22 protein-coding genes and 2 pseudogenes are annotated in these 22,043 nt (G+C 43.3%); 3 read left to right on the top strand and 21 right to left on the bottom strand.

Annotated elements, in window-relative coordinates; all coding sequences use genetic code 11:
• Positions 1–72: 72 nt before the first annotated feature.
• Genes B9L23_RS11430 through B9L23_RS11440 form a run of 3 tightly spaced genes read right to left on the bottom strand, consistent with a single transcriptional unit; the run spans position 73 to position 2,204 of the window.
• The gene (locus B9L23_RS11430) at positions 73–762 is read right to left on the bottom strand and encodes a zinc metallopeptidase (RefSeq protein ID WP_015863960.1); all 690 of its coding nucleotides are present in this window, start codon (positions 760–762) and stop codon (positions 73–75) included.
• 29 nt (positions 763–791) lie between these two features.
• A complete protein-coding gene (locus tag B9L23_RS11435) occupies positions 792–1,742 on the bottom strand; it encodes a sporulation protein (RefSeq protein WP_089097687.1) in 951 nt (316 codons plus the stop codon).
• Between the two features lie 33 nt (positions 1,743–1,775).
• Positions 1,776–2,204: a MerR family transcriptional regulator gene (locus B9L23_RS11440; RefSeq protein ID WP_015863961.1), complete on the bottom strand. Its 429-nt coding sequence runs from the start codon at positions 2,202–2,204 to the stop codon at positions 1,776–1,778.
• A gap of 1,019 nt (positions 2,205–3,223) precedes the next feature.
• On the opposite strand from B9L23_RS11440, the gene B9L23_RS11450 reads away from it, so the two are divergent.
• On the top strand, positions 3,224–3,418 hold the full coding sequence (locus tag B9L23_RS11450; protein ID WP_062754646.1) for a tyrosine-type recombinase/integrase: 195 nt from the start codon (positions 3,224–3,226) through the stop codon (positions 3,416–3,418).
• A 254-nt stretch (positions 3,419–3,672) separates the two neighbouring features.
• Here B9L23_RS11450 and B9L23_RS11455 read toward each other — a convergent pair whose 3' ends face one another.
• The 13 genes from B9L23_RS11455 to B9L23_RS21390 form a co-directional block, all read right to left on the bottom strand.
• A complete protein-coding gene (locus tag B9L23_RS11455) occupies positions 3,673–4,878 on the bottom strand; it encodes an ABC transporter substrate-binding protein (RefSeq protein WP_089097689.1) in 1,206 nt (401 codons plus the stop codon).
• Between the two features lie 80 nt (positions 4,879–4,958).
• Positions 4,959–5,666, bottom strand: a complete 708-nt coding sequence (locus B9L23_RS11460) for an ABC transporter ATP-binding protein (protein WP_089097690.1) — start codon at positions 5,664–5,666, stop codon at positions 4,959–4,961.
• Positions 5,654–6,424, bottom strand: a complete 771-nt coding sequence (locus tag B9L23_RS11465) for an ABC transporter ATP-binding protein (protein ID WP_089097691.1) — start codon at positions 6,422–6,424, stop codon at positions 5,654–5,656. Before B9L23_RS11465 ends, B9L23_RS11460 begins: the two co-directional genes overlap by 13 nt.
• A 2-nt stretch (positions 6,425–6,426) precedes the next feature.
• Positions 6,427–7,467 (bottom strand): branched-chain amino acid ABC transporter permease, encoded by a 1,041-nt coding sequence (locus tag B9L23_RS11470; RefSeq protein ID WP_089097692.1) that lies wholly within the window; start codon positions 7,465–7,467, stop codon positions 6,427–6,429.
• The gene (locus B9L23_RS11475; RefSeq protein WP_089097693.1) at positions 7,467–8,330 is read right to left on the bottom strand and encodes a branched-chain amino acid ABC transporter permease; all 864 of its coding nucleotides are present in this window, start codon (positions 8,328–8,330) and stop codon (positions 7,467–7,469) included. The genes B9L23_RS11470 and B9L23_RS11475 overlap by 1 nt, the downstream gene beginning before the upstream one ends.
• Positions 8,331–8,474: 144 nt before the next feature.
• The gene (locus B9L23_RS11480; RefSeq protein WP_089098313.1) at positions 8,475–9,059 is read right to left on the bottom strand and encodes a TetR/AcrR family transcriptional regulator; all 585 of its coding nucleotides are present in this window, start codon (positions 9,057–9,059) and stop codon (positions 8,475–8,477) included.
• Between the two features lie 21 nt (positions 9,060–9,080).
• Positions 9,081–9,563 carry a thiolase family protein gene (locus B9L23_RS11485; RefSeq protein WP_425439786.1) on the bottom strand — a complete coding sequence of 161 codons (483 nt, stop codon included), beginning with the start codon at positions 9,561–9,563 and terminating at the stop codon, positions 9,081–9,083.
• A 65-nt stretch (positions 9,564–9,628) separates the two neighbouring features.
• On the bottom strand, positions 9,629–10,030 hold the full coding sequence (locus B9L23_RS11490) for a MaoC family dehydratase (protein WP_015863965.1): 402 nt from the start codon (positions 10,028–10,030) through the stop codon (positions 9,629–9,631).
• Complete coding sequence (locus tag B9L23_RS11495; protein WP_081189787.1) at positions 10,027–10,476, bottom strand: MaoC family dehydratase N-terminal domain-containing protein; 450 nt, start codon at positions 10,474–10,476, stop codon at positions 10,027–10,029. The genes B9L23_RS11490 and B9L23_RS11495 overlap by 4 nt, the downstream gene beginning before the upstream one ends.
• Positions 10,477–10,498: 22 nt before the next feature.
• Entirely contained in the window at positions 10,499–11,263 is a 765-nt protein-coding gene (locus tag B9L23_RS11500) for a beta-ketoacyl-ACP reductase (protein WP_081189786.1), read from the bottom strand.
• A 38-nt stretch (positions 11,264–11,301) separates the two neighbouring features.
• Positions 11,302–12,480, bottom strand: a complete 1,179-nt coding sequence (locus tag B9L23_RS11505) for an acyl-CoA dehydrogenase family protein (RefSeq protein WP_089097695.1) — start codon at positions 12,478–12,480, stop codon at positions 11,302–11,304.
• Positions 12,481–12,669: 189 nt separating this feature from the next.
• Positions 12,670–13,422 carry an NAD-dependent protein deacylase gene (locus tag B9L23_RS11510; RefSeq protein ID WP_062754656.1) on the bottom strand — a complete coding sequence of 251 codons (753 nt, stop codon included), beginning with the start codon at positions 13,420–13,422 and terminating at the stop codon, positions 12,670–12,672.
• A 45-nt stretch (positions 13,423–13,467) separates the two neighbouring features.
• Positions 13,468–13,602 carry a hypothetical protein gene (locus B9L23_RS21390; RefSeq protein ID WP_281255489.1) on the bottom strand — a complete coding sequence of 45 codons (135 nt, stop codon included), beginning with the start codon at positions 13,600–13,602 and terminating at the stop codon, positions 13,468–13,470.
• A gap of 407 nt (positions 13,603–14,009) precedes the next feature.
• Between B9L23_RS21390 and B9L23_RS11515 the strand changes: the two genes are divergently transcribed.
• The gene (locus B9L23_RS11515) at positions 14,010–15,431 is read left to right on the top strand and encodes an amino acid permease (protein WP_089097696.1); all 1,422 of its coding nucleotides are present in this window, start codon (positions 14,010–14,012) and stop codon (positions 15,429–15,431) included.
• Positions 15,432–16,083: 652 nt separating this feature from the next.
• On the opposite strand, the pseudogene B9L23_RS11520 reads toward B9L23_RS11515, so the two are convergent.
• From B9L23_RS11520 to B9L23_RS11535, 4 genes and pseudogenes are all read right to left on the bottom strand, one after another.
• Positions 16,084–16,503: pseudogene (locus B9L23_RS11520) on the bottom strand (transposase); the annotation flags it as partial.
• A gap of 542 nt (positions 16,504–17,045) precedes the next feature.
• Positions 17,046–17,249, bottom strand: coding sequence for a copper chaperone CopZ (copZ, locus tag B9L23_RS11525; protein WP_015863983.1), 204 nt, complete (start codon positions 17,247–17,249; stop codon positions 17,046–17,048).
• A gap of 21 nt (positions 17,250–17,270) precedes the next feature.
• Positions 17,271–19,664: a heavy metal translocating P-type ATPase gene (locus B9L23_RS11530; protein ID WP_089097698.1), complete on the bottom strand. Its 2,394-nt coding sequence runs from the start codon at positions 19,662–19,664 to the stop codon at positions 17,271–17,273.
• A 13-nt stretch (positions 19,665–19,677) separates the two neighbouring features.
• A complete protein-coding gene (locus B9L23_RS11535; protein ID WP_062754683.1) occupies positions 19,678–19,989 on the bottom strand; it encodes a metal-sensing transcriptional repressor in 312 nt (103 codons plus the stop codon).
• 718 nt (positions 19,990–20,707) lie between these two features.
• On the opposite strand from B9L23_RS11535, the pseudogene B9L23_RS21770 reads away from it, so the two are divergent.
• Positions 20,708–20,923: pseudogene (locus tag B9L23_RS21770) on the top strand (polysaccharide deacetylase family protein); the annotation flags it as partial.
• Between the two features lie 310 nt (positions 20,924–21,233).
• Here B9L23_RS21770 and nfsA read toward each other — a convergent pair.
• Complete coding sequence (nfsA, locus tag B9L23_RS11545) at positions 21,234–21,983, bottom strand: oxygen-insensitive NADPH nitroreductase (protein WP_062678602.1); 750 nt, start codon at positions 21,981–21,983, stop codon at positions 21,234–21,236.
• Positions 21,984–22,043: the final 60 nt, after the last annotated feature.

Consider the following 22,043-nt stretch of genomic DNA (forward strand, 5'->3'; position numbering starts at 1 on the left):
GCTCTCTAGCTGTATGCAAACAGCTAGAGAATCCACCTCCTGTTAATTTGGCTATACATTTAATTTATTACATTACTCTTCTTCATTATTCCCTTGGAAGAAAATCATAACAAACTTGATTAGCTCTAACACAGAAATTAATGCCGCAGCTACATAGGTTAATGCAGCAGCATTTAAGACTTTATTCACTCCCCGTACTTCATCATTGCGAATAAATCCTTCAGCAAGAAGAAGCTTTTTGGCGCGAGAACTCGCATTAAATTCTACCGGTAACGTAATTACTTGGAATGCTACGGCTGCTGAAAAGAGAATAATGCCAAGCCCAATGAGTGAAGCTTGATGCAACAAAAACCCGCCTAACAATAGAAATGGAGCAATTCCAGAAGAGAAATTCACTACTGGAAACATACGATGCCGCAAAACTAATGCACCGTAGGATTGTTGATGCTGAATTGCATGGCCAACCTCATGGGCAGCTACCGATACAGCAGCGATAGAACGTCCATAATAAACAGGCTCAGATAATCGAACGGTGCGTGACAATGGATCGTAATGGTCTGTTAATGTACCAGGCACCAGTTCAACGGGAACATGATATAAACCGTTGGAATCTAAAATTTTTCGTGCTACCTCAGCCCCAGTGAGAGACGAATTAGCATAGACTTCCGCCCATTTATTAAATGTACCTTTTACTTTAAATTGTGCCCAAAGTGACAGTCCAAATGCTAAAAAGATGAGAATATCCATTGGATGAAATAACATTACATTCCCCCCTTACACTACTATTGGTATTAAAATTCTTCATCTTCTCCACCAAAGAAATTGTCAAAAAATCCTTCTTCAGCTTCCCCATCAAAGCCTAGTGCTTCCTCGATGGCATCACCTACGAGTTCTTCTGCTAACATTCCAGCAAACATTCCTGCAGCAAAACCGCCAATCGCTCCCATCATGCCATGTCCGTGTCCATGCAAATGAGGAGTATGGGAATAATGAGTCATGTAAGATGATGCTGTATATTGATACGGCTGCTCGATCATTTCTTGAATTATTTCGCGAAGCTTGTCAGCTAGTATGCTTACATCGGTTAATTCTGTATATGAGAAAAAGATTTCCCGTTTTAACTCTTTCTCCTGTAAACCAAAGGCTCCTGCATGTACATCTACTTCAAGAAGCAGACGAACTCCCTCTTCTTCTAGAAATGAAAAAAACTCCACTTCTTGAACAATCTCTCTAAATTGTTCAGTTGGGAACAGCTCAAATTCTTGGCCATACGGCTTTAGTGATCCTGAAGTTGCCTTTTCCCGGAAGCCTAATTTTTCAAAAGCAGCAAAGATTTTCTCTAATGGTAGTGGTGGAAGAATTCGCAACGCATCCTCATCTAAATGATCGATACCGCCAGCAATATCAAGGCGAGTAACAAAGGTATAGCGAATGCCATGTCTTGACACTGGAAGAGTTTTTGGTAGTTCATATGTAAATGGCAGCACTTTTCTCTCACCAGCTTGAATGACAAAAGCAGAAGCTACTGGGATCGTTGCCACTGTTTTTGTCTGCACTTGCCCGTTTTGGTTTAATGTTAACCGGAGTTCTACATCAATTTTGTTGATATCCTGTTCTACTGTCCCGCCCTCAATGAAGAATTCACCACTAATGGTCTCTCCTAACCGTACTTGAGAATGATGCAGCACAAGATTGATATTCGCAGAACCAATCCCCAGCTTCGATAAAAATTTTCTAAACATCCTTTTTATCTCTCTCCTTAAACATTTATTTTTTTAATTAATAAAAGGATCTCCTCCAAGCAATATCGCTAATGTGTGTAACAAAGTATAACCTTGTTGGGCCAATGGTTTTGTCATCAGCTTGATCTGTTGATCATTTAATTGTTTGAGTAACGGTTTTAATTCCAACAGTTCTTCTTGAATATGTTTCATTTCTTCTTGAAGGTGCTCAATTTTATCTACAATTTCATCCGCAGCATCTGGTTGATTTTGGATAATCTGCAATCGCTCTTTGATTTCCTCCAGAGTTAAATGCTGTTTTTTTAATGCATCGATTAACCGTAAACGTTCGATACTTTCTTCGGGATAATAGCGATAATTTGTTTCGGAGCGGACAGGTTCTAGCAACCCTAATTGTGTATAATAATCAATGGTTCGTTTCGAAACGCCAGCTAATTCCGCAAGTTCACCAATTTTAAACAACTTCCCAATGAACTCACTCCCTAATATTTTTCATAATGCTAATTAGATTATATTCTTAAAAAACTGTACAGTCAAACGTTATACTGTTGATTTTTGTTTCAAATTCGTTTCAATCACTACATACGAATATATTCTGATTTTGGATTCATACAATGAAAAAAAACTAAAGAAAACCTTTAGGTCTAAAAACTAGCTCAACATTTTGATATGGAGATGAAGAGTCGATGTTTACAGTTCAGTAAAATTACCGTTCGACGATATTTTATTACTTCACTAATGGGGTTCGATTTACCTCCAAGAGACATAAGACGAATAGTTAATATTGTCTCATCTTTTACAACTCCATTTATTTTTTTTATATACCTCGTGACATCTGTCCGTTTCAAAAAGCTCCACTAGTGCATTTAATGTTTATAGATATTTATAGGAGCATTCCTGTAATGAGGAAAAATGAGGTTTGAAACAAAAAAAGTCCCCTTGGTATGATACAGGGTGTCAAGGACTTGACCCCTAACTAATAAACCAAGGAGGACCTGATATGAATTATAACCGTATCTATCCAAAAATTTATAAATATTCAATATCTATCCTTATTTCTGATGTCTACAAAACGTCTATGTTCATGAAAATCGAAGAAATTCAAAGAAAAAACGAGAAAATCGTTATTTTATAGAGGGAGGTGATTTTCCATGTTTTGTCCTAGACCAGTTATATGTCCACCTAGATGTGTGGTGCGCGACTGTTTCATTCCTCGTGTAGTTCCTTATATCCATCCAGTTGTACATGTTAATCGTTACAATATCGTCAATGTTCCTAGACATATTTATAGACCTATCACAAGAAACGTAGTTGTCGACCCTGGATACCCTACTCATTGCTGCTAATCAACACGATGCCCCACTTTTATCAAGTGGGGCGTTTTGTGTAGTAACTAAGAAGAAAAAAATGATTTGCACATTAATATGTGTCGAATACGTAACACAATGCTTTTGGTGTTTGATGGAGAATTTCTGTCAAATATGGTGGAGAAAGTAAACTTATCTCCAATAAATCCGCATGCACTTCGTCATACCCATGCGGTTATGCTGCTTGAAAGTGGAGTAGATGTCAAAACAGTTGGTGATCGGCTTGGGCATACAAAAATAAATATGGCCGCCGATGTTTATTTACATGTTTCGGGGAAACAAGAGGAGGGAAATTGGAGAGATATTTAGATTAGGTGGGGAAAAGGATATATAAAGCCCCTTACAGTTCAAAAATGAACGGCAAGAGGCTGTATTGGGCGCTTTGTTAATAATAAATTTTGTTAAACCGCATTTGCCAGCCCATCTGGATTAACCATCGGCACAAACCAAATAGATGTGTTATCCAATGTTTTTCTAATACTAAAGATGCCGAGGAAGATTGAAATAATAAAATGGAGATGACAGCTCAACTCCCATCCCCATTTTTTATCTTTGGTGTTCTCTTATTTCAGTTTTATTGGCGCAATCTTGCCGTTTTCTATGGCCGCGACGCTTTGTTTCGATTCAAATCCGCCGTCATCTCCAATTTTTGGAACCACATATACCTGTTTGTCCTTTGGAATATGTTTAAGACCCTCTTGCATATGTTTGCGGATGGCAATAGGGTCATCCACCGTGCCTGCTGCTTTCATTGCTTCGACAAACGCATACATCGCCAAATAGTTAAAACCAGCTTCCGATCCTGGCTCTTCATTGAACTTGGCGCGGTAATTCTTCACAAACGACGGAACTCCTGGACCGTCTGATTCCACTAATGGCATGACTCCAATGGATCCTTCAAGCACATCGTAAGATCCCGTTACTTTTTTCATTTCGTCCAGCTTTGCTTGATCCATAATGATAAAGCCGCCTTTAAATCCAAGCTCTCGCGCTTGTTTCGTCACTTTTGCCGTCGGTTCCGACGGACCCCCGATAAATAAAACATCTGGTTTTTCTTTTAACGCATTGGTGACAATCGTAAAGAAGTCTGTATCTTTGGAAAAGTCGATCGACGTTTTATAAACGACTTCTCCCCCCTGCTTTTCCCAATATGGAAGCAACGTTTCCGTCCAGTCTTTTCCGTATTGCGAAGCGGTTGGCAGCGCGGCAATTTTTTTGCCGAAGCGCTTCATCGCATATTCAGCAAACGTCGCCACATAGCTGTCGTAGCGCGGCGGTATTCTTACCGTCAACGAATTCCCTGTTTGCGTAATTTTCGGCTCGCTCGTATAAGCGCCGATAATAAACTTATCGGTTTCGTTAAATACTTGCAACGCCATAACTCCGCCGCTGTGCGGAGTAAACACGATCGGCGTATGGTGTTCTTGGACTAGGCGTTTCCCATTCGATGCCGTTTCGTTCGGCAAATACTTATCATCAAGTGCGATGATATTTAATTTATATTTTTTTCCATTCACTTCAAATCCGCCGCTATTGTTAATTTCCACGGCAGCCATTTTCAACCCGCTTAACGTCCGTTTTCCGTAATAAGCGGCAGGACCGCTTAGCGGGCCGCTATATCCAATGTTAACGGTATTGGCATCTCCGCCACCGCTTGTCTCTTTGTCTCCGCTCGCTGTATCTCCTGCTGTAGAGTTGTTGCAAGCAGCCAATGCGATCATCATTACCGACATGAGGATGGCCGTGAAAAATAACTTCATTTTGTTCATCGTATCCCCCCTATTTTCTAATAGCATAAATTATTAAAAATATTCAGATAATTAATCACCTATCCATTCATCACCTCCTTTTAAGTTCCGATATATGCTTTACGAACGTTGTCATTCGCGAATAATTGCTCGGATGTTCCTTCTACCACAATCGTTCCATTTTCAAATACATAACCTTTATGGGCAATGCTAAGCGCCGCGTGGGCGTTTTGCTCCGCCAGTAAAATCGTCGTTCCTTCTTGATTGATTCGCGCAATGATTTGAAACATTTGTTCCACGATCAGCGGGGCCAAGCCGATGGACGGTTCATCCAAAAGCAATAGCTTCGGGTGCGACATTAACGCCCTGCCGATCGCCAGCATTTGCTGCTGGCCGCCGCTTAGTGCCCCGGCTGGATCGTTCCGTTTTTCTTGTAAAATTGGAAATAGTTCATACACATGTTGCAGCGACTGCTTGATCTTTTCCTTCTCTTTTCGGTAAATGTAGGCACCCATCAATAAATTTTCATAAACTGTCATGCGCGGAAACAATTTTCTTCCTTCGGCACATTGGACGATCCCTAATTGTACGATGCGGTCCGGGGAAAGATGATCGATCCGCTCCCCTTGAAAAACAATTTCACCCTCGGAAAGTTTGTTTAATCCACTAATCGTGCGGAAAACCGTGCTCTTTCCCGCCCCGTTTGAGCCTAACAGAACAACGATTTCGCCCGGCTCGACGGTAATGTTTACATTTTTGACGGCGGCAAAGCTGCCGTACTGGACGGATACGTTCCTTAATTCAAGCAATCCGCGCTCCCCCCTAAGTATGCTTTAATGACCGTTTCGTTGTTTTGAATTTCCTCTGGCGTTCCTTCAGCGATTTTTCCCCCATAATTCAAAACCATAATTTTATGGGCAATTTTCATGATCATCGACATTTTATGTTCAATGAGACATACGGTAATTCCGTGGTCCACTATCTTGACAATCAATTGTTCCAACCCTTCCGTTTCATCCGGATTGACGCCTGCGGCCGGTTCGTCGAGAAGGACAATCTCTGGTTCCGTCGCAAGCGCCAGTGCAAAAGCGGCGCGTTTTTTCTGCTCTTGTGAAATGTTGGCGACTATTTTATCAGCGACATCGGTTAAACCGACAAACTCCAACACTTCCATAGCTTTTTCCTTGCACTCGGCTTCTTCTCTTTTTAACCGTTTCGTCCGGAAAACGGCATCGAATAAGTTAGAAGAAGTTCTCAACCGATGGCCGACCATGACGTTATCGAATACGGTAGATTGTTCAAACAAATGGGTCGTTTGAAACGTGCGGGCAATCCCAAGCTTAGCCCGCTGATTGACGGGGAGGCGGGTAATATCCTGCCCTTTAAAAATGATCTGACCGGATGTCGGTTTATAAAACCCGCTGATCAGATTAAAAAATGTCGTTTTTCCCGCTCCGTTTGGCCCGATAATCGCATTTACTTTCCCTTTTTCGACGGAAAAGCTCACATCATTAACAGCTACCAACCCGCCGAACCGTTTCGTCAACTTCTGGATTTCAAGCAACATGATCATCCCTCCTTGACCTGCTTTTCGTTTCCGGAATGACGGGCAACGACAAAGTGATTGGCAGAATGCGCCGTCTGTGCTTGTCGGTTGCTGCTTTTTTCTGCTTGTCTTGCCCTCCATCGGATTACTCCTCCGACAATGCCTTGCGGATAAAAGATGACAAGAAGTGTCAACACCGGGCCAAAGATCAGCATCCGATAGTCTTGTAAAAATTGCAGCTGCTGGGATAGAAACGTAATCAACAACGTACCGACGACCGGTCCGGCCATCGTTCCGATGCCGCCGACAAGCAAATACGTAAGCAAATCAAACATCACGGAAATATAGCTGATATCCGGTCCAAGAAAGCGGATAAAGGAAGCGTACAGTGCTCCTGCCAAGGAAGTGAAAAAGACCGATAAGACGAAGGATGTTAATTTATTTTTCATCGTGGAAATGCCGATCGCTAGCGCCAGATCTTCGCTGTTGCGAATCGCAGTATACGTTCTTCCCGCCAGCGAGTAAATGATGCGGTGCATGACAAAAATGACGAGAAGCAAGAAGAACAGCACTAAATAGTATTGCGACACAGGAGTCTGGAACGAAATCGGACCGATGTTTGCCGGTACAGGAATGCCAATGAATCCGCGCACCCCTCCCGTCAAGCTGTCCCATTTATCGATGACAAGGTAAATAATATACCCGACACATAGCGTATAAATGGCGAAAAAGTGTTCCTTTGTCCGCAATGCGACTAACCCGATAATTAAGCCGATCAAACAGGAAATAAGACAGGACAAGAGAAACGAAAGCCAAAAATGCAATCCTGCTTTGACTGTTAAAATCGCGAGCGTATAAGCGCCAATAGCAAAAAATCCCGCATGGGCAAGCGATAAATAACCCGTATAGCCGGCAAACAAGTTTAATCCATAAACGGCGATCATCCAAATAAACGAGATCGTCATCATGTGCAAATAATAGTTGTTAGGAATCAAGAAAGGAAAGACAAGCGCAAACGCAACCGCCAATATGAGCCATTTCTTCTGTTTTAGAACTACCGTCATCATTGTCCCTCCTTGGCAAATAGTCCAGTCGGTTTTACCGTTAAAATAATGACGAGTATGACAAAGGCGATAATGTCTTTATAATCGTTGGAAATATAAGTCGCGCCTAAACTTTCACTAAATCCTAAAATATATCCCCCGATAATTGCGCCAGGGATGCTGCCCATTCCGCCAAGAATAATAATGACAAACGCTTTTAAAATGACGAGATGGCCCATGCCCGGAAAGACAAGATTAATCGGAGACGCCAAGGAGGCGGCGAGCGCCGCGAGACTGCCGGAAATCATAAATGTCATCATCGCGACTTTGTTCGTGTTAATGCCGACTAAATTCGCCCCTTCGCGGTTTTGCGACATCGCGATAATGGAGGCGCCGATAAACGTCTTTTTTAGAAAGAAATAGAGCAAAAACATAATGACAATCGTGGAAACAATGATGAGGACTCGCTGCATTGTTAAGGTGAGACCAAGTACATTAATGACATTTCCATAAGGTGTGGACATTGTTTGGTAGTCTGCTCCCCATACAAATTGGGCGAACGCTTCCAAAAATAAGAGGATGCCGATTGCTGCGATTTTATCATGAAGAGGTGGAGCATCACGGAGTGGATAAAAGGCAAGCCGTTCCATCAGTACGCCGAGCAATCCGATTGCAATCATTGAAATGATAATGGACAGCCAATACGGAAGCCCCGCCTGATTCATCATCGTTAACGTCACATAGCCGCCCATCATATAAAGCGCTCCATGGGCGAAATTCGGAATGTGCAAAATTCCGTAAACAAGCGTTAATCCTAAGGCGACCAAGCTGTAAACGCTTCCAACAGTCAGCCCATTTAACAATTGTTGTATCAATAATTCCATCCATTTCCCCCCTTGGTTTAGCTTGTTTATTGAAATTTATTTGTAATTTCACATGTTTATACATGAACTGAACCATTTTTTTATCGATGCATCACTTTCAAGGAGATTGATAGACGGAAAGAGAATGGGCGGATTCTCTTTCCTCTATTTTTCCTTCAATGATTCGCGATTTTTTATTCCGTTTAAAATCAAATCGACATAAATGTCTGTCAACGCTTCTTCCGATATTTCGCCATCCGGCTGAAACCAGTAATAGCTCCAGTTTGTAATGCCCAAAATGCCAAATGTAATCATATCCGGAGTCAGCGTCGGCTTAAATTCCCCGCGGGCGATTCCCGCTTCGATCAACTGCTGGTAATGTTGTCGGAACGCCCGCCGCTTTGCTTTAATTTCTTGCAAATGATCTTCGTGCAAATGCCGCATTTCACGGAAGAAAATGCGTGCGCTTTTCCGCCTTGCTTTAATATTGCGAATGAGCATATAGACGATTTCGTGCAGTTTTTCCGTGCAGCTTTTCTCCGAATCTTGCAAAATGCGCTGTTGCTGCTCTAAAAGATCTTCTATATAGGAGATGCATATATCTTTTAGCAGCTCTTCTTTGCTTTTGAAGTAATAATAGAATGCACCTTTTGTCACTCCTATTGCTTCGACAATTTCTTGCACCGATGTTTCTTTAAACCCTTTGCGGTCGAATAGTTCAATGCTTGTTTCAATGATTTTTTCTTTCATATTGCCGATTCCTTTCATTATTTATTCTCGTTCGATAATGGTGGCGATTCCTTGCCCGCCGCCGATGCATGCCGTTATGAGCGCGTATCTTCCGCCTGAGCGCTGCAATTCATACACGGCTTTCGTGATTAAGATCGCGCCGGTTGCGCCGAGCGGATGGCCATGGGCGATCGCGCCGCCGTTTACATTCACTTTTTCCGGGTTCATGTTTAATTCGCGGTCACAGGCGATCACTTGGGCGGCAAACGCTTCATTGATTTCAAGCGATAATCCTGTTTGCAATGCTGTAAGCCGCGCAATATTCCCGCCGCCGCTTAACACATTGCCCATAATGACATCATCAACCATTTCCGGGCCGATATTTGCCCGCCTCATCGCTTCTTTTATCACTTCCGCACCAAAAATATGCGCTGGCACGGTCGCTAATGCTCCGCCTTGTCTGGCGATCGCCGTGCGGACGGCGGAAACAATGACCGCATCTCGTTTCATGTATGCCACTCCCATTCGTTTTTATAAAAATCCCGGTAACAAAAGGGGTTTATTGTTACCGGGATGGATGTTGCAACCAATTAATAGATAGAAAACACGACTTCTCCCTTTACGACTTCTTTTCCGTCTTGATTGATAGCCGCCACATCAAAGCGCAAAGCGTGATCCTCTTTTTCTTTCACCATCGCTTTTAACGTGACGACATCATTTAAAAACACCATGGATTTAAAGCGAACGGAATAGTCTTGCACAAATCCTTCTTCATAATAAGGGGTAAACAGTTTGGCAAGATTGCCCATCGTCCACATTCCATGGGCGATAATGCCCGGCAGCCCCGCTTTTTTCGCCTCTTCGTCAATCGTATGAATCGGGTTGTAGTCGCCGGAAGCACCGGCATATTTAATGAGATCGAGGCGGGAAACAGGCGAAAGCTTAACCTCCGGCAACGACTCTCCTACTTTCAATTCACTGATTTTCGTCATACAACCATCGCCTTTCTTACTGCTTCTGTAATAATAATTGTCGATGTGGACGTGAAAATAACGTTTCCGGAAGGGTCTTCCCCGTAATTCGTGATGACTAAAAATCCAAGCTCACCCATGCTGCTTTTCTTTTCATAGTAATCTTCCACTTTTGAATAGCAATACAATTCCTCGCCAACATAAAGCGGCCTTTCATAATGAAACCGTTGCTCGCCGTGAATAAGCCCTTTGCTTGGAAGCTTCAACCCTTCAATCACGCCATAGTCAAACACTCTTGGAAATGTCGGTGGAGCGATATTTGTTTTATATCGCGATTTTTTTCCCATTTCCTCGTCCCAGTAAATCGGATGCGGATCGCCGATCGCTTCGGCAAACTTTTTCACCGCTCCCCGCTCGACGACGTTTTTTACTTTATTGGAGCATTTTCCGATATGTTCGGCAAACATGCATCGCTTCCTCCTTATTCCGTTAACATTTTGGACCTCCGGCTACATATAGCACTTGGCCGTTAATAAAGGAAGATTTCTCATCGGCGAAGAACGCCACTGCCTGCGCCACGTCTTCCGGCTTGCCGCTTCGTCCGACCGGAATGGCTGCAACGCTAGCTTGAATTAATTGTTCAAACGAAATGCCTAATCTTTCCGCTGTTGCTTTTGTCATATCGGTTTCAATAAATCCAGGAGCAACCGCGTTCGTCGTGATGCCAAACTTGCCCAGCTCGATCGCCAGCGTTTTCGTAAAGCCCTGAATGCCTGCTTTCGCCGCCGCATAGTTCGCCTGTCCGCGGTTGCCAAGCGCGGAAGTGGAAGAAACATTAATAATGCGGCCGTACTGTTTTTCAACCATGTATTTTTGGACTGCGCGCGCGCAGTAAAACGCCCCTTTAAGGTGGACATCCATGACCGTGTCCCAGTCCTCATCCGTCATTTTAAACAGCAAGTTGTCACGAATGACTCCGGCATTATTAACGAGAATATCAATCGAGCCGAATTGGTCAACGATTTCTTTTACCGTCGCCTCGACTTGTTCGCGATCGGTGACGCTTGCGACTTTTGCATATACTTCATAGCCTTTTTCGCGCAATTCGCTTGCAGTGGCCTGCAATGCTTCTTCATTTAAGTCAATGAACGCCACTTTCGCTCCTTCCTCGGCAAAACGCGTAACGATCGCCTTACCGATTCCGCGGCTTCCTCCTGTAACGAATGCGACTCTTCCTGTAAATCTTTGACTCATGATTGCTTCCCCCTTTTATTCGATAACGCTTTCAACTTTTATAGAAATTGTCCCAATTTGACATGCCCTTTAAGCAGATTTCTGGCAATAATCATGCGCTGAATTTCATCGGTGCCATCATAAATGCGCCAAAGTCTAGCCTCGCGGTACCAAAGCTCGATCGGCATTTCTTTCGTATAGCCCATGCCGCCGTGAATTTGCAGGACGCGGTCGACGACGCGGTTGCCCATGTTGGCGCCAAACAATTTGGCCATCGATGCTAAATGGCGGTTGTCTTCGCCTTGGTCGAGCGTAAACGCTGCGTTTAGCACAAGCCATTTCGCCGCTTCAATTTCGACGGCCGAATCGGCGATCATCCATTGAATCGCTTGTCTTTCCGCAATCGGCTTGCCAAACGTCACGCGTTCTTTCGCGTAGTCAATCGCCATTTGCAATAGCCGTTCCGCTGCTCCAATCGCTCTCGCACCGACCATCCAGCGGGCATATCCGATCCACTCGAGCCCGAGTTTATATCCCCCATGCAGTTCCCCTAAAATGTTTTCTTCCGGCACGCGCACATTTTCAAAAATTAAACTGGCTGGTGTCGATGGTCCCATCGTATGTATTGGTTCAGAGCGCCAGCCCATTTCGCGGTCAACGATAAAGCAAGTAACTCCTTCCCGCCCGTTTGTCGCTTGATGGCGTTCTTTATCCGTAATGGCGATCACCATCACAAAATCCGCTTCGTTCCCGCCGGTGATAAATATTTTTTCTCCGTTTAGCACCCATTCATTTCCGTCTTTTACCGCCGTCATTTTAATGTTTCTTGTATCCGACCCCGCACCCGGTTCCGTCATGGCAAAGCATGATTTTTTGTCGCCATTAATGGTTGGAATTAAATATTTTTTCTTTTGTTCTTCATTGGCATAATAGAGGATATTATCCGCTGACCCCCCGAATCGGAATGGAACAAACGTTTTCGACACTTCCATCGTCACAATCGCCTGCATCACATGCCCAAGATTGGCGCCTCCGTATTCCTCTGGTGTATTGATCCCCCAAAAACCCGCTTCTTTTGCTTTTAACTGCAATTCTTTCAATTTCTCCTCAGAAAGCCCCGGCTTTCCTTCCCGTTCGTTTCGCAACACTTCATTTTCTAACGGCATTAATTCTTTTTCGACAAATTTGCGAATGGCCTTTTGCACCATCCGTTGTTCATCACTAAGGCGCAAATGCATCTTGTCCCCTCCATTTTTATCTGAATTTCCATATTCATGCATATACGTATTGCCGGAAATTATACCAACCAGTTGGTATGTTAATGTTATTATATTCTAAAATTTTAAAAAATACAATATATTTTGGATTTAAAAAATAGTTTCTTACCAAGAAGGTGATAAAATAAGCAGATGCAGTTGAACCAATGTTCAACGAGCATCCGCGATATATTGCTGCACTTTGGCAACTGTCTCTCCGATTCCTGCATGAATAACAATGTCAAATAAATAATCCATTCTCGTCGGTGTTTTGTTAATGATAACTTTATGAGCACGAGGAGATTCTGTGGATACATAAAACGGGATTTGGTTGACAGGTGTTACTTCAAGGCTTGTTCCCATCGCAATCAACAAATCACTATCATATGCAGCTTCGAGCGCCTCTTCGAACCGATGAACCATTCCTCCAAACAAAACAACATCCGGTTTTAAAATTTCATTGCATGTTTCCTGCTCACACCGCGGTACATCATGGCTATTAACGAACGCTAAATCATACTTTGTTTGGCATTTCGGGCATGTTGCTGTTTGCAGCGTGCCGTGTAATTCAATGACGCGCGAACTGCCTGCTTTTTTGTGCAGTCCGTCAATATTTTGCGTCAAAATCGTCACCTTTTTCCCCATGTCTTCTAAATGTTTCAAAAAGAGATGGCCTTGATTTGGCGCAAAATTTCCCATTAACTTTAATGAAAAAATGCGTTTAAATTTATGCCAGAAATCGACAGGATGTGTTTCAAAATAATATTCAGAAATATAATGTTCGACGTTTCCCTCTTGAGCATAAATACCGTTTTCGCTTCGAAAATCTGGAATTCCCGATTCGGTGCTCATTCCCGCTCCGGTTAAAACAGTAATCTTGTCAGCACTATTGATCATTTGTGCGAACTCTTTGATAGCGTCCATGCTCTCTCTCCTTTCCTGAATCAAACTCTCCCACCACCATTTTATTTAGAGATGGGAGTTTCTTACCATCTCCATCGAAGAAGATTCTGCATAGAAAAGGCTGCCGCCTTCTACTTGATGCTGCATCGGAAGTCTTCTAAACATATTTTCGTTTTTATGAATCAAAAATTCCTGATTCATCTCCTGTCCCCTTCGTTTAGAGGTTAAAACGCAATGCCTCACAATAAGTATTGTACTCCCGATTTTTCTTTCCACAAGCAATATACTATTTTCTTCTGTCGGTGCCTCAATAAAAAAGCCCCCAAAAAGCGGGGACTTTTCTGAGTTCATTTTATGCTTTTTTTCATGAAAACAATAATAGAAACGATAAGAGAAATAATAGAGTCATGAAAAAAGCGAAAAATCTAATAAATCTCATTGGATAAATCGTCCTAAGAAAATAGGCATTATTCGCAATTTATCAACTTTTTTACTTTATCATATTATCACTTTACCAAATTAAAATAATAGTATATGATGAATAAGTAAACAAAATTAGGATGAATCATAGACTCACATCAGACCTTGCATATAAGGGGGATTATACGATGTCAACAAAAAAATGGGGACTATGGATTTTAACCGCCTTTGTCGTCGGAAATATGATTGGCGGTGGCATATTTATGATTCCGGCAAGTCTAGCGCAAGTCGCAAGCCCGATGGGATCCGCTCTTGCCTGGATGGCAACCGGATTGGGAGTTTTAACGATTGCACTCGTGTTCGGTAGCTTAGTGACAAGAAAGCCAGAACTGAAAGCAGGACCACAAAGCTACGCGCAAGCAATGTTTTCCTCTCCGAAAGCGGGAACGGTAGCAGGCTACAGCATGGCGTGGGGATATTGGGCCGCGAACTGGGCGGCAACCGCGTCTGTCATTATTTCGTTTGCCGGCTATTTAAGCACGTTTTTCCCGATTATGCAAAGCAAACACGTCTTACTTACGATCGGAACGTTTCAATTAGAGACAGGAAAAGCGCTCACTTTTGCGGTTTGCACGATCGTGTTATGGGGAATTCAATGGATTCTTACCCGCGATTTTCAACGCGCAGGAAGCATTAACATTTTGACGACGGGAGCGAAAGTCATCGGATTTCTTCTTTATATTATCGCGACCGTTTGGGTGTTTAACGCCGCTAATTTAGGTGGCGGGTTTGCATTCACGAATGAAAAAGGGCAAGCGGTGTCCGTTCCAGGCCAAATAAACGGAGCGGCGATTACGATGCTATGGGCATTTATCGGCATCGAATCGGCCGTTATGCTTTCCAACCGCGCGAAGTCGCAAAAAGATGTGAAAAAAGCGACATTGCTTGGATTACTTATTTCTGTGCTTATTTATATGGGAATCACACTGTTAACGATGGGGGCTCTTTCACAAGAACAGCTCCAGCAATCGCAAAAACCGCTCGTAGATGCGCTATACGCTGTCATCGGCAGCAACGGCGCCTACATCATGGCAATTTTGGCGCTCATTTCGTTGTTCGGCTCAACGATCGGCTGGATTGTCGTCAGCTCAGAAGTGCCTTATCAAGCGGCAAAAGAAGGATTGTTCCCTACTTTCTTTGCGAAAACGAACCGAAACAGCAGCCCTGTTCGTTCTTTGTTCATTACGAATTTCATGACGCAAATTTTTCTATTTTCGACCGTATCGGGAACGGTGAACGAAGCGTACAATTTCGCGATTGTCGTCGCGACGCTCGCCTATTTAGTTCCGTATCTCGTTTCCGCTTTATATCAGCTGAAATTAATTATAACGGGAGAAACATATGAAAACGCGAAACACATTCGCATCCGAGACGGCATCATTACAACAGCGGCACTAGTGTACTCGATTTGGGTCATTAAAACCGGAACGGCTGACTGGTACACGTTTTTCTTAGGAATCGGCTTATTTGTCGCCGGGTTGGTATTATATCCATTCATCATGAAACCAAAATCGCTCGATCACAAATCGGTGGAATTAAAAGGCGCATAAAGGGACCAACGAAAATCGCTGGTCCCTTTTGCTTCTATTTTCTTTCCACCCGCACTATTCTATCGTTGGATTATCCTCACTTTTTCCACTCAGGATCGGCTTCTTCAATATAATTCCAAAGAATCGGCTATACAAATTTCTCGAACAATAACGTTATTTTCTCCCAAACAAATTGTATTCGTTTCTTCTCTCCCTTTATTGTTGCTGAAGCGTTTCGATGATGTTCGGAATTTCCTTCAGCTCCTTTATCACAAAATCTGCATTGGCTGGTAAGAAAATACTTCTCTCATCTTGCAAAAAGGTAAACTTTACCATAGTTCAAGCACAATTCCCTTTATTTTTTATTCGGTCAATATTACTATTCCTAGCCAATCCGTAAATGGTTAAGGAAACAAAAAATACAAATAAGACTGTAAAAGTAATGCTATAACCTATCTGTTTTTCGCTGTATTTGTCATAAGCAAACATCCCCATCGCAATTGCATTGATAAATAGGTACCGTCAAGAATTTTGTGTAATGTAATGGGGTAGGGTTTCTCTGAAATGGATTTGAATTGATAGGGGGCTGATTTTCTCCACACAGGAGACTGAATATTCAGTCTCCTGTGTGGAAAGGGAGAATCCCCTTATTTTGTTTATTTACAATATTTGGTTAACAATAACGTTCTTCAAACATTCGTTGAAGGGCTTCCTGCGCTTCGGCAAATCCTCGCAACTTTCGTTCTGCCCATTTCTCGTTAAAATCTTGAATGGTCAAATGCACGATTTTTTCAGCGGCTTCTAAACTATTCACACTGTTCATCGGTTTTAGGCGTTTCCGAATCTCCTTGATCGTTCGTTCGATGGCATTGGTCGTATAAATCACACTTCGAATACTGCTTGGACCATCCATAAATGTAAGGAGGACATCCAACTCATTGGCCCAAGATTGGACTTCCCTTGGGTATTTGTGAGACCATTTGGATTGAAACTGTTGAAACATCTCCAATGCGATTTCTTTATTCGGAGAACGATAAATGAGTTTCAGGTCCTCCGCCATTTCGAATTGGTCTTTTTTCCGAACACAACGGAGATAGCAGCCGCTTCTCCTATTCGGCGTTCCAGCCTGTTCGATTTCGAGGAAATGTTTGATTTCTTCCCGCATAATCAGTTCTAATTTTTCTTTTACAAACTGACGAATGGCATTTTCCAGTTGATTTGCCCAGTCGACATTTGGTATACTTCTTTTAGACATAGGTAGGGTACTCCTTTCTCTAAGATTTTTGGTCCAATCAGAGAATACCCTACCTTTTTTCTTTTGGTCTAGCAAAATGCTTTACACAAACTTTTATACATCATCACAACGCGATTGCGCACAAGAAAACCATACAGCAAGCCACTTCAGCTACATATTGCTTCACATATGCCAACGCTGTAATCTGTCAAATCAGTGAAAATGCGATGGCAACTCTTGTGCATTTTGACAAGAAGATATTGACATCCTTTCTCACGATGTTTTTGTAAGAAAATGATCACCAAAAAATGGATTCGAACTATTTGGCTCTACTCCTTTCGACAAGAAAACAATTTTTGGAAAAAAATCATGGCCTCCCCTAGAAAAAGGGAGGCCTTCGTTTATTCCACATCATAACCTTGTTCTTCAACAGCTTCTTTCAATTGGGCAATGCTGACTTTCGTTTCATCGAAATCGACATCGACCGTGCCTTTTTCCAAATGCACTTCGACGCGGTTGACTCCTTCTAACTCTTGAAGAGCGTTTGTGACCGCCATTTTGCAATGGTTGCATGTCATTCCTTGTACTTGTAATGTTGTTGTCATGATGTATTCCTCCTTATGTTTTTATAGTTTCACGCGCTTCAAGCGAAGTGCGTTCGTTACTACCGATACGGAGCTAAACGCCATCGCCGCTCCGGCGATCCAAGGTTCCAACAGTCCAGCGGCGGCAACCGGGATGCCGATCGTATTGTAAAACAGCGCCCAAAACAAGTTTTGCCGAATATTTGTCATCGTTTTACGGCTAAGCTCGACCGCTTTCGGAATATGCGATAAATCGCCGCCAACTAATGTGACATCGGCCGTTTCGATGGCGACATCCGTTCCCGTGCCGATTGCCATACCGATATCGGCTTTTGCCAACGCCGGAGCGTCATTAATGCCGTCGCCGACCATGGCCACCCGTTTGCCTTCACGCTGCAGTGTTTCGACAATGTTTGCTTTGTCCTCCGGAAGCACTTCGGCGTATACATGGTCGATTCCCGCTTGTTTGGCAATCGCTTTTGCCGTCCGTTCATTGTCGCCTGTGACCATGTAGACGTCAAGCCCCATTTGTTTTAATGCTTGAATCGCCTCTTTGGCATTTTCTTTGATCGCATCAGCAACGGCGATGATGCCGGCAAGCTGTCCATCAATGGCCACGAACATCGCTGTTTTTCCTTCTATTTCTAATTGTATCATTTTTTCTTCATGTCGAGAAATGTCGATGTTGTTTTCTTTCATTAGTTTTCTCGTTCCAACGAGAACACGTTTGCCATCGATTTTCGCTTCAATACCGTGGCCCGCAAGCGCCGCGAAGTGCTCAAGCGGCTTCACAGCGATTTGTTGCTGTTTGCCGTATTCGAAAATCGCCTGCGCGAGCGGATGTTCCGAAGCGCTTTCCGCCGACACCGCAAAATTAAGCATTCCTTCTTGAAATTCAAGGACATCCGTCACTTGTGGCTTTCCTTTTGTCACCGTTCCTGTTTTATCTAATAGCACCGCGTTGATTTTATGCGTTTCTTCTAAGTACTCACCCCCTTTAAAGAGGATGCCGTGTTCCGCTCCTTTTCCGGTGCCGACCATGATCGATGTCGGCGTAGCAAGACCGAGAGCGCACGGACAAGCGATGACAAGCACGCTAATCGCCACTTCCAACGCTTTTGGCAAATCGCCCGGTGCAACAAAAAAGTACCAGACAATAAACGCCAACACAGCAATACCAACAACAATCGGCACAAAAATTCCCGAGATAACATCGGCCATCCGTTGAATCGGCGCTTTCGAACCTTGAGCTTCTTCGACGATTTTCACGATATTCGCTAAGGCTGTGTCCTTTCCAACCTTTTCCGCCCGAATCGTAAGAGTGCCTGTCGTGTTGATCGTTGCGCCAATGACGCGGTCGCCTTCTTTTTTATCAACCGGAATCGATTCCCCCGTAATCATCGACTCATCGACAGCGGACGCTCCCGCAATTACGATACCGTCTACCGGTATTTTTTCGCCTGGTTTGACGATAATCGTGTCACCGACTGCCACTTGTTCAAGCGGAACTTTCAATTCTTTGCCGTCGCGAAGCACGAGCGCTTCTTTTGCCTGCAAACTTAACAGCTTCGAAATCGCTTCGGTCGTCCGCCCTTTTGCCCGCGCTTCGAAGTATTTGCCGACAAGCACAAGCGTGATAAGCACCGCGCTTGTTTCAAAATATAAATTTGGCATATAGTGAGGGCTTCCAATCGTTTTGGCCGCTTCCACCAAGCTGTAAAAGTAAGCCGCAGACGTGCCGAGCGCGACAAGGACGTCCATATTCGCGCTCTTGTTTCTTAGCGCGCGATACGCGCCGACATAGAAAGGACCGCCGATATAAAACTGGACAGGTGTCGCTAACAGAAGCTGCATCCACGGATTCATCAGCCAAGCGGGCATCGGCAGACCAAGATCAAACGGAAGATGCGCAATCATCGTATATAGAAGCGGAAGCGATAAAATAATCGAAATCACAAGCTGCCGCTGTTTTTGTTTCAACTGTTCTTCTTTGAACCCCGCGCTCTCTTCTTCCTTCCGCACTTGTCCTTTATAGCCAAGTTTTTTTATTTTTTCTAATATCGCTTCGACCGATGTGATGCCTTCCTTATACTCCACCACCGCGCTGTTTGTTGCTAAGTTGACCGTAGCACTTTCCACGCCTTCCATGCGCCGCAAACCTTTTTCAATTCGCGCCGCACAAGCAGCGCACGTCATCCCTTCAATATCCAGCATCACCTTTTCGGTCGCCACGCCATACCCAAGTTTTTCGATTTTTTCTTGAATATCGTGAATGCTTTGTTTCGTTGGGTCATACTCGATCGTTGCTTTTTCCATTGCTAAATTGACGTTCGCCTCGACTCCGTCCATTTTATTGAGCACTTTCTCGATGCGGCTTGAGCAGGCGGCGCACGTCATGCCGGTAATATGCAACGTCACATGCTTTTTCTCACCCATGGTGCTTCCTCCTCTATTTCGAGAACTGCTGGATAACGGTCATTAATTCTTGTATCGATTCGTCACCGTTGCCTTCGCGAATCGCCTTGGCGACGCAATGACGAACGTGTCGCTCTAGCAAATTCAAACCGACTTTATGAAGCGCCGCTTCAATTGCGGAAATTTGGATTAAAATATCGATGCAATAGCGATTGTCTTCAACCATTTTTTGCACGCCGCGCACTTGTCCTTCAATGCGTTTTAGACGTTTGATAATGTTTTCAATTTCCTCTTCCGTCCGCGGAACCATTTTTGGATTGGGCTGATTCTCTTCACGATGATTCATGAATTTCACCTCATTCCATTGTTCTATATACATTATACCGGTAAGGGGTATGAATAGCAAGCAATTAGAACGCCTTAATCTTTTCTAACATAAAACTCCTTTAGCTGCTTCGCTGTAATGCAAAAATGAACCGCTTGTCATTGATAATCCGTGGTGCATTGCGGATAATTGCATGGTTTTTCCTTTTTACGATTTTTCACATACATATACGTCCGTTGGCTAAAAATAATATAGCAAGCCATTACCATTCCGACCGCATTTTAGTGTCGATAAATGCAACATGGTCAAAATGTCGCCGTGTAGTCAAGCCAATGTCATCACCTTCAAACAAAAAAACGGGAGCAATCCCGCTTCAGCTTGCCGACAAATCCGACAAGCTGATGAATCACTGTCAAGACTAAGGGACATGGATTTCCCCCCGTTAGCCACCCATGAAGCGAGCTTCACCACAGATGATAGAAATTAATTCTTTTCTCCACGGAAGCACCATAATTGTTTCACTTGCTTTCAAGAATATTCGTTGATAAAATGCACCAAGAAAAATGATTCAGATAGAGAGGAGACAAATGATGAAAAAAAGAATAGCCACATCTGGGATAATTTCGCTAACAATATTACTTTTTTTATTCGGTACATATAAATTAATGAACTCAAGAACATACCAGTTATTTGGAGGATTAACGAGTCACATAGATACAAACCAAAAAGTAGTAGCGTTTGGAGTCTTGAACCCGACACCTATTATTCTTCGGTTTCTGACAAAATAAACTATGTAAACAAAAATGTAAAACCGGGATCCATCATTTTGTTGCATCCAATGTATGACAATACTGGAAACGAACTAAAAACCATTGAAGGGATTTTAGATTCTTTATCAAAAAAAGGTTATAAATTTGTCACGGTTAATGAACTGCAGAAGTTACAGAATAAGTAATGAATAGGAATTTGCTTTAAAAGCTTAATTTAACAACAAAAATGGAGTGGCCAAACTGTTACCAGTTTGCACTCCATTTTTTATGTCATTTTTAATTTTCAACCATTTCAAAAAGCCCTCTCCAACGTGAAAGTGGTCAGCGAACGCCTAGGACATTCCCCTGCTTCGATGACGTTAGGCGTTTATTCTCCCGTCACGCCAGACATGCAAGAACAAGCAGCTCAAAAATTCGCCAAACCCCTACAGAAAAAAGCGTGGTCAAAATGTGGCGGATCAACGTAAAAAAATCCCGTTTCGTTTTGAAGCGAGATTAACGTAGATTAAACCCTTTTCCTTCTATGAATTCTTTCATATACATACGGACAGGGTTGCTGAGCATGTTCGCCATTTGCCCGGTCCATGTATCGCGGCGTTTGCCCTTTGTCCGCCGTTCGTAATACGCGGAAACGATATCGTTATATTGTTTCAGCTGTGCTTCGAATTTGGTGCGGTCTTGTTCATACGTTTCTTCGTGGTATACGTGTTCAAACGGCAAACGCGGTTTTTTATCAGGCTGCTGTGCCGGGTAGCCGACGGCAAGCCCGAAGAGCGGAATGACCCGTTTCGGCACTTTTAATAATTTGCATACTTCCGGCAAATTGTTGCGCAATCCGCCGATATAGCAAATGCCAAGCCCCATCGACTCCGCGGCAATCACCGCATTTTGCGCGGCAAGTGCTGCATCAATGAGCGCGACCATAAATTTTTCCGTGCTCTCAAGTGATGGCAGCACCTCTTTCTGTTCCATTTCGCCAATCACTTCATGACGGTGAAAATCGGCGCAAAACACGAAGAAATGGCCATTATGCTCGACATAAGATTGATTTCCCGCGATTTGGGCAAGCTTCCGTTTCGTTTCTTTATCTTTCACCCCAATGATGGAATAAGCTTGTACGTAACTTGATGTCGATGCCGCTTGCGCGCACTCGACGATCGTGCGAATTTGCTCATCCGATAACGGACGGTCTTCAAATTTCCGAATCGAACGGTGCCGCAAAATTGTTTCGATGACTGAATTCACAGTAAATGCCTCCTATACAATAGATTGAATAGCTTTGTATTCTATCATATCAAAATCAAA

The sequence above is a fragment of the Parageobacillus galactosidasius genome (genome assembly GCF_002217735.1).
GTDB lineage: Bacteria > Bacillota > Bacilli > Bacillales > Anoxybacillaceae > Parageobacillus_B > Parageobacillus_B toebii.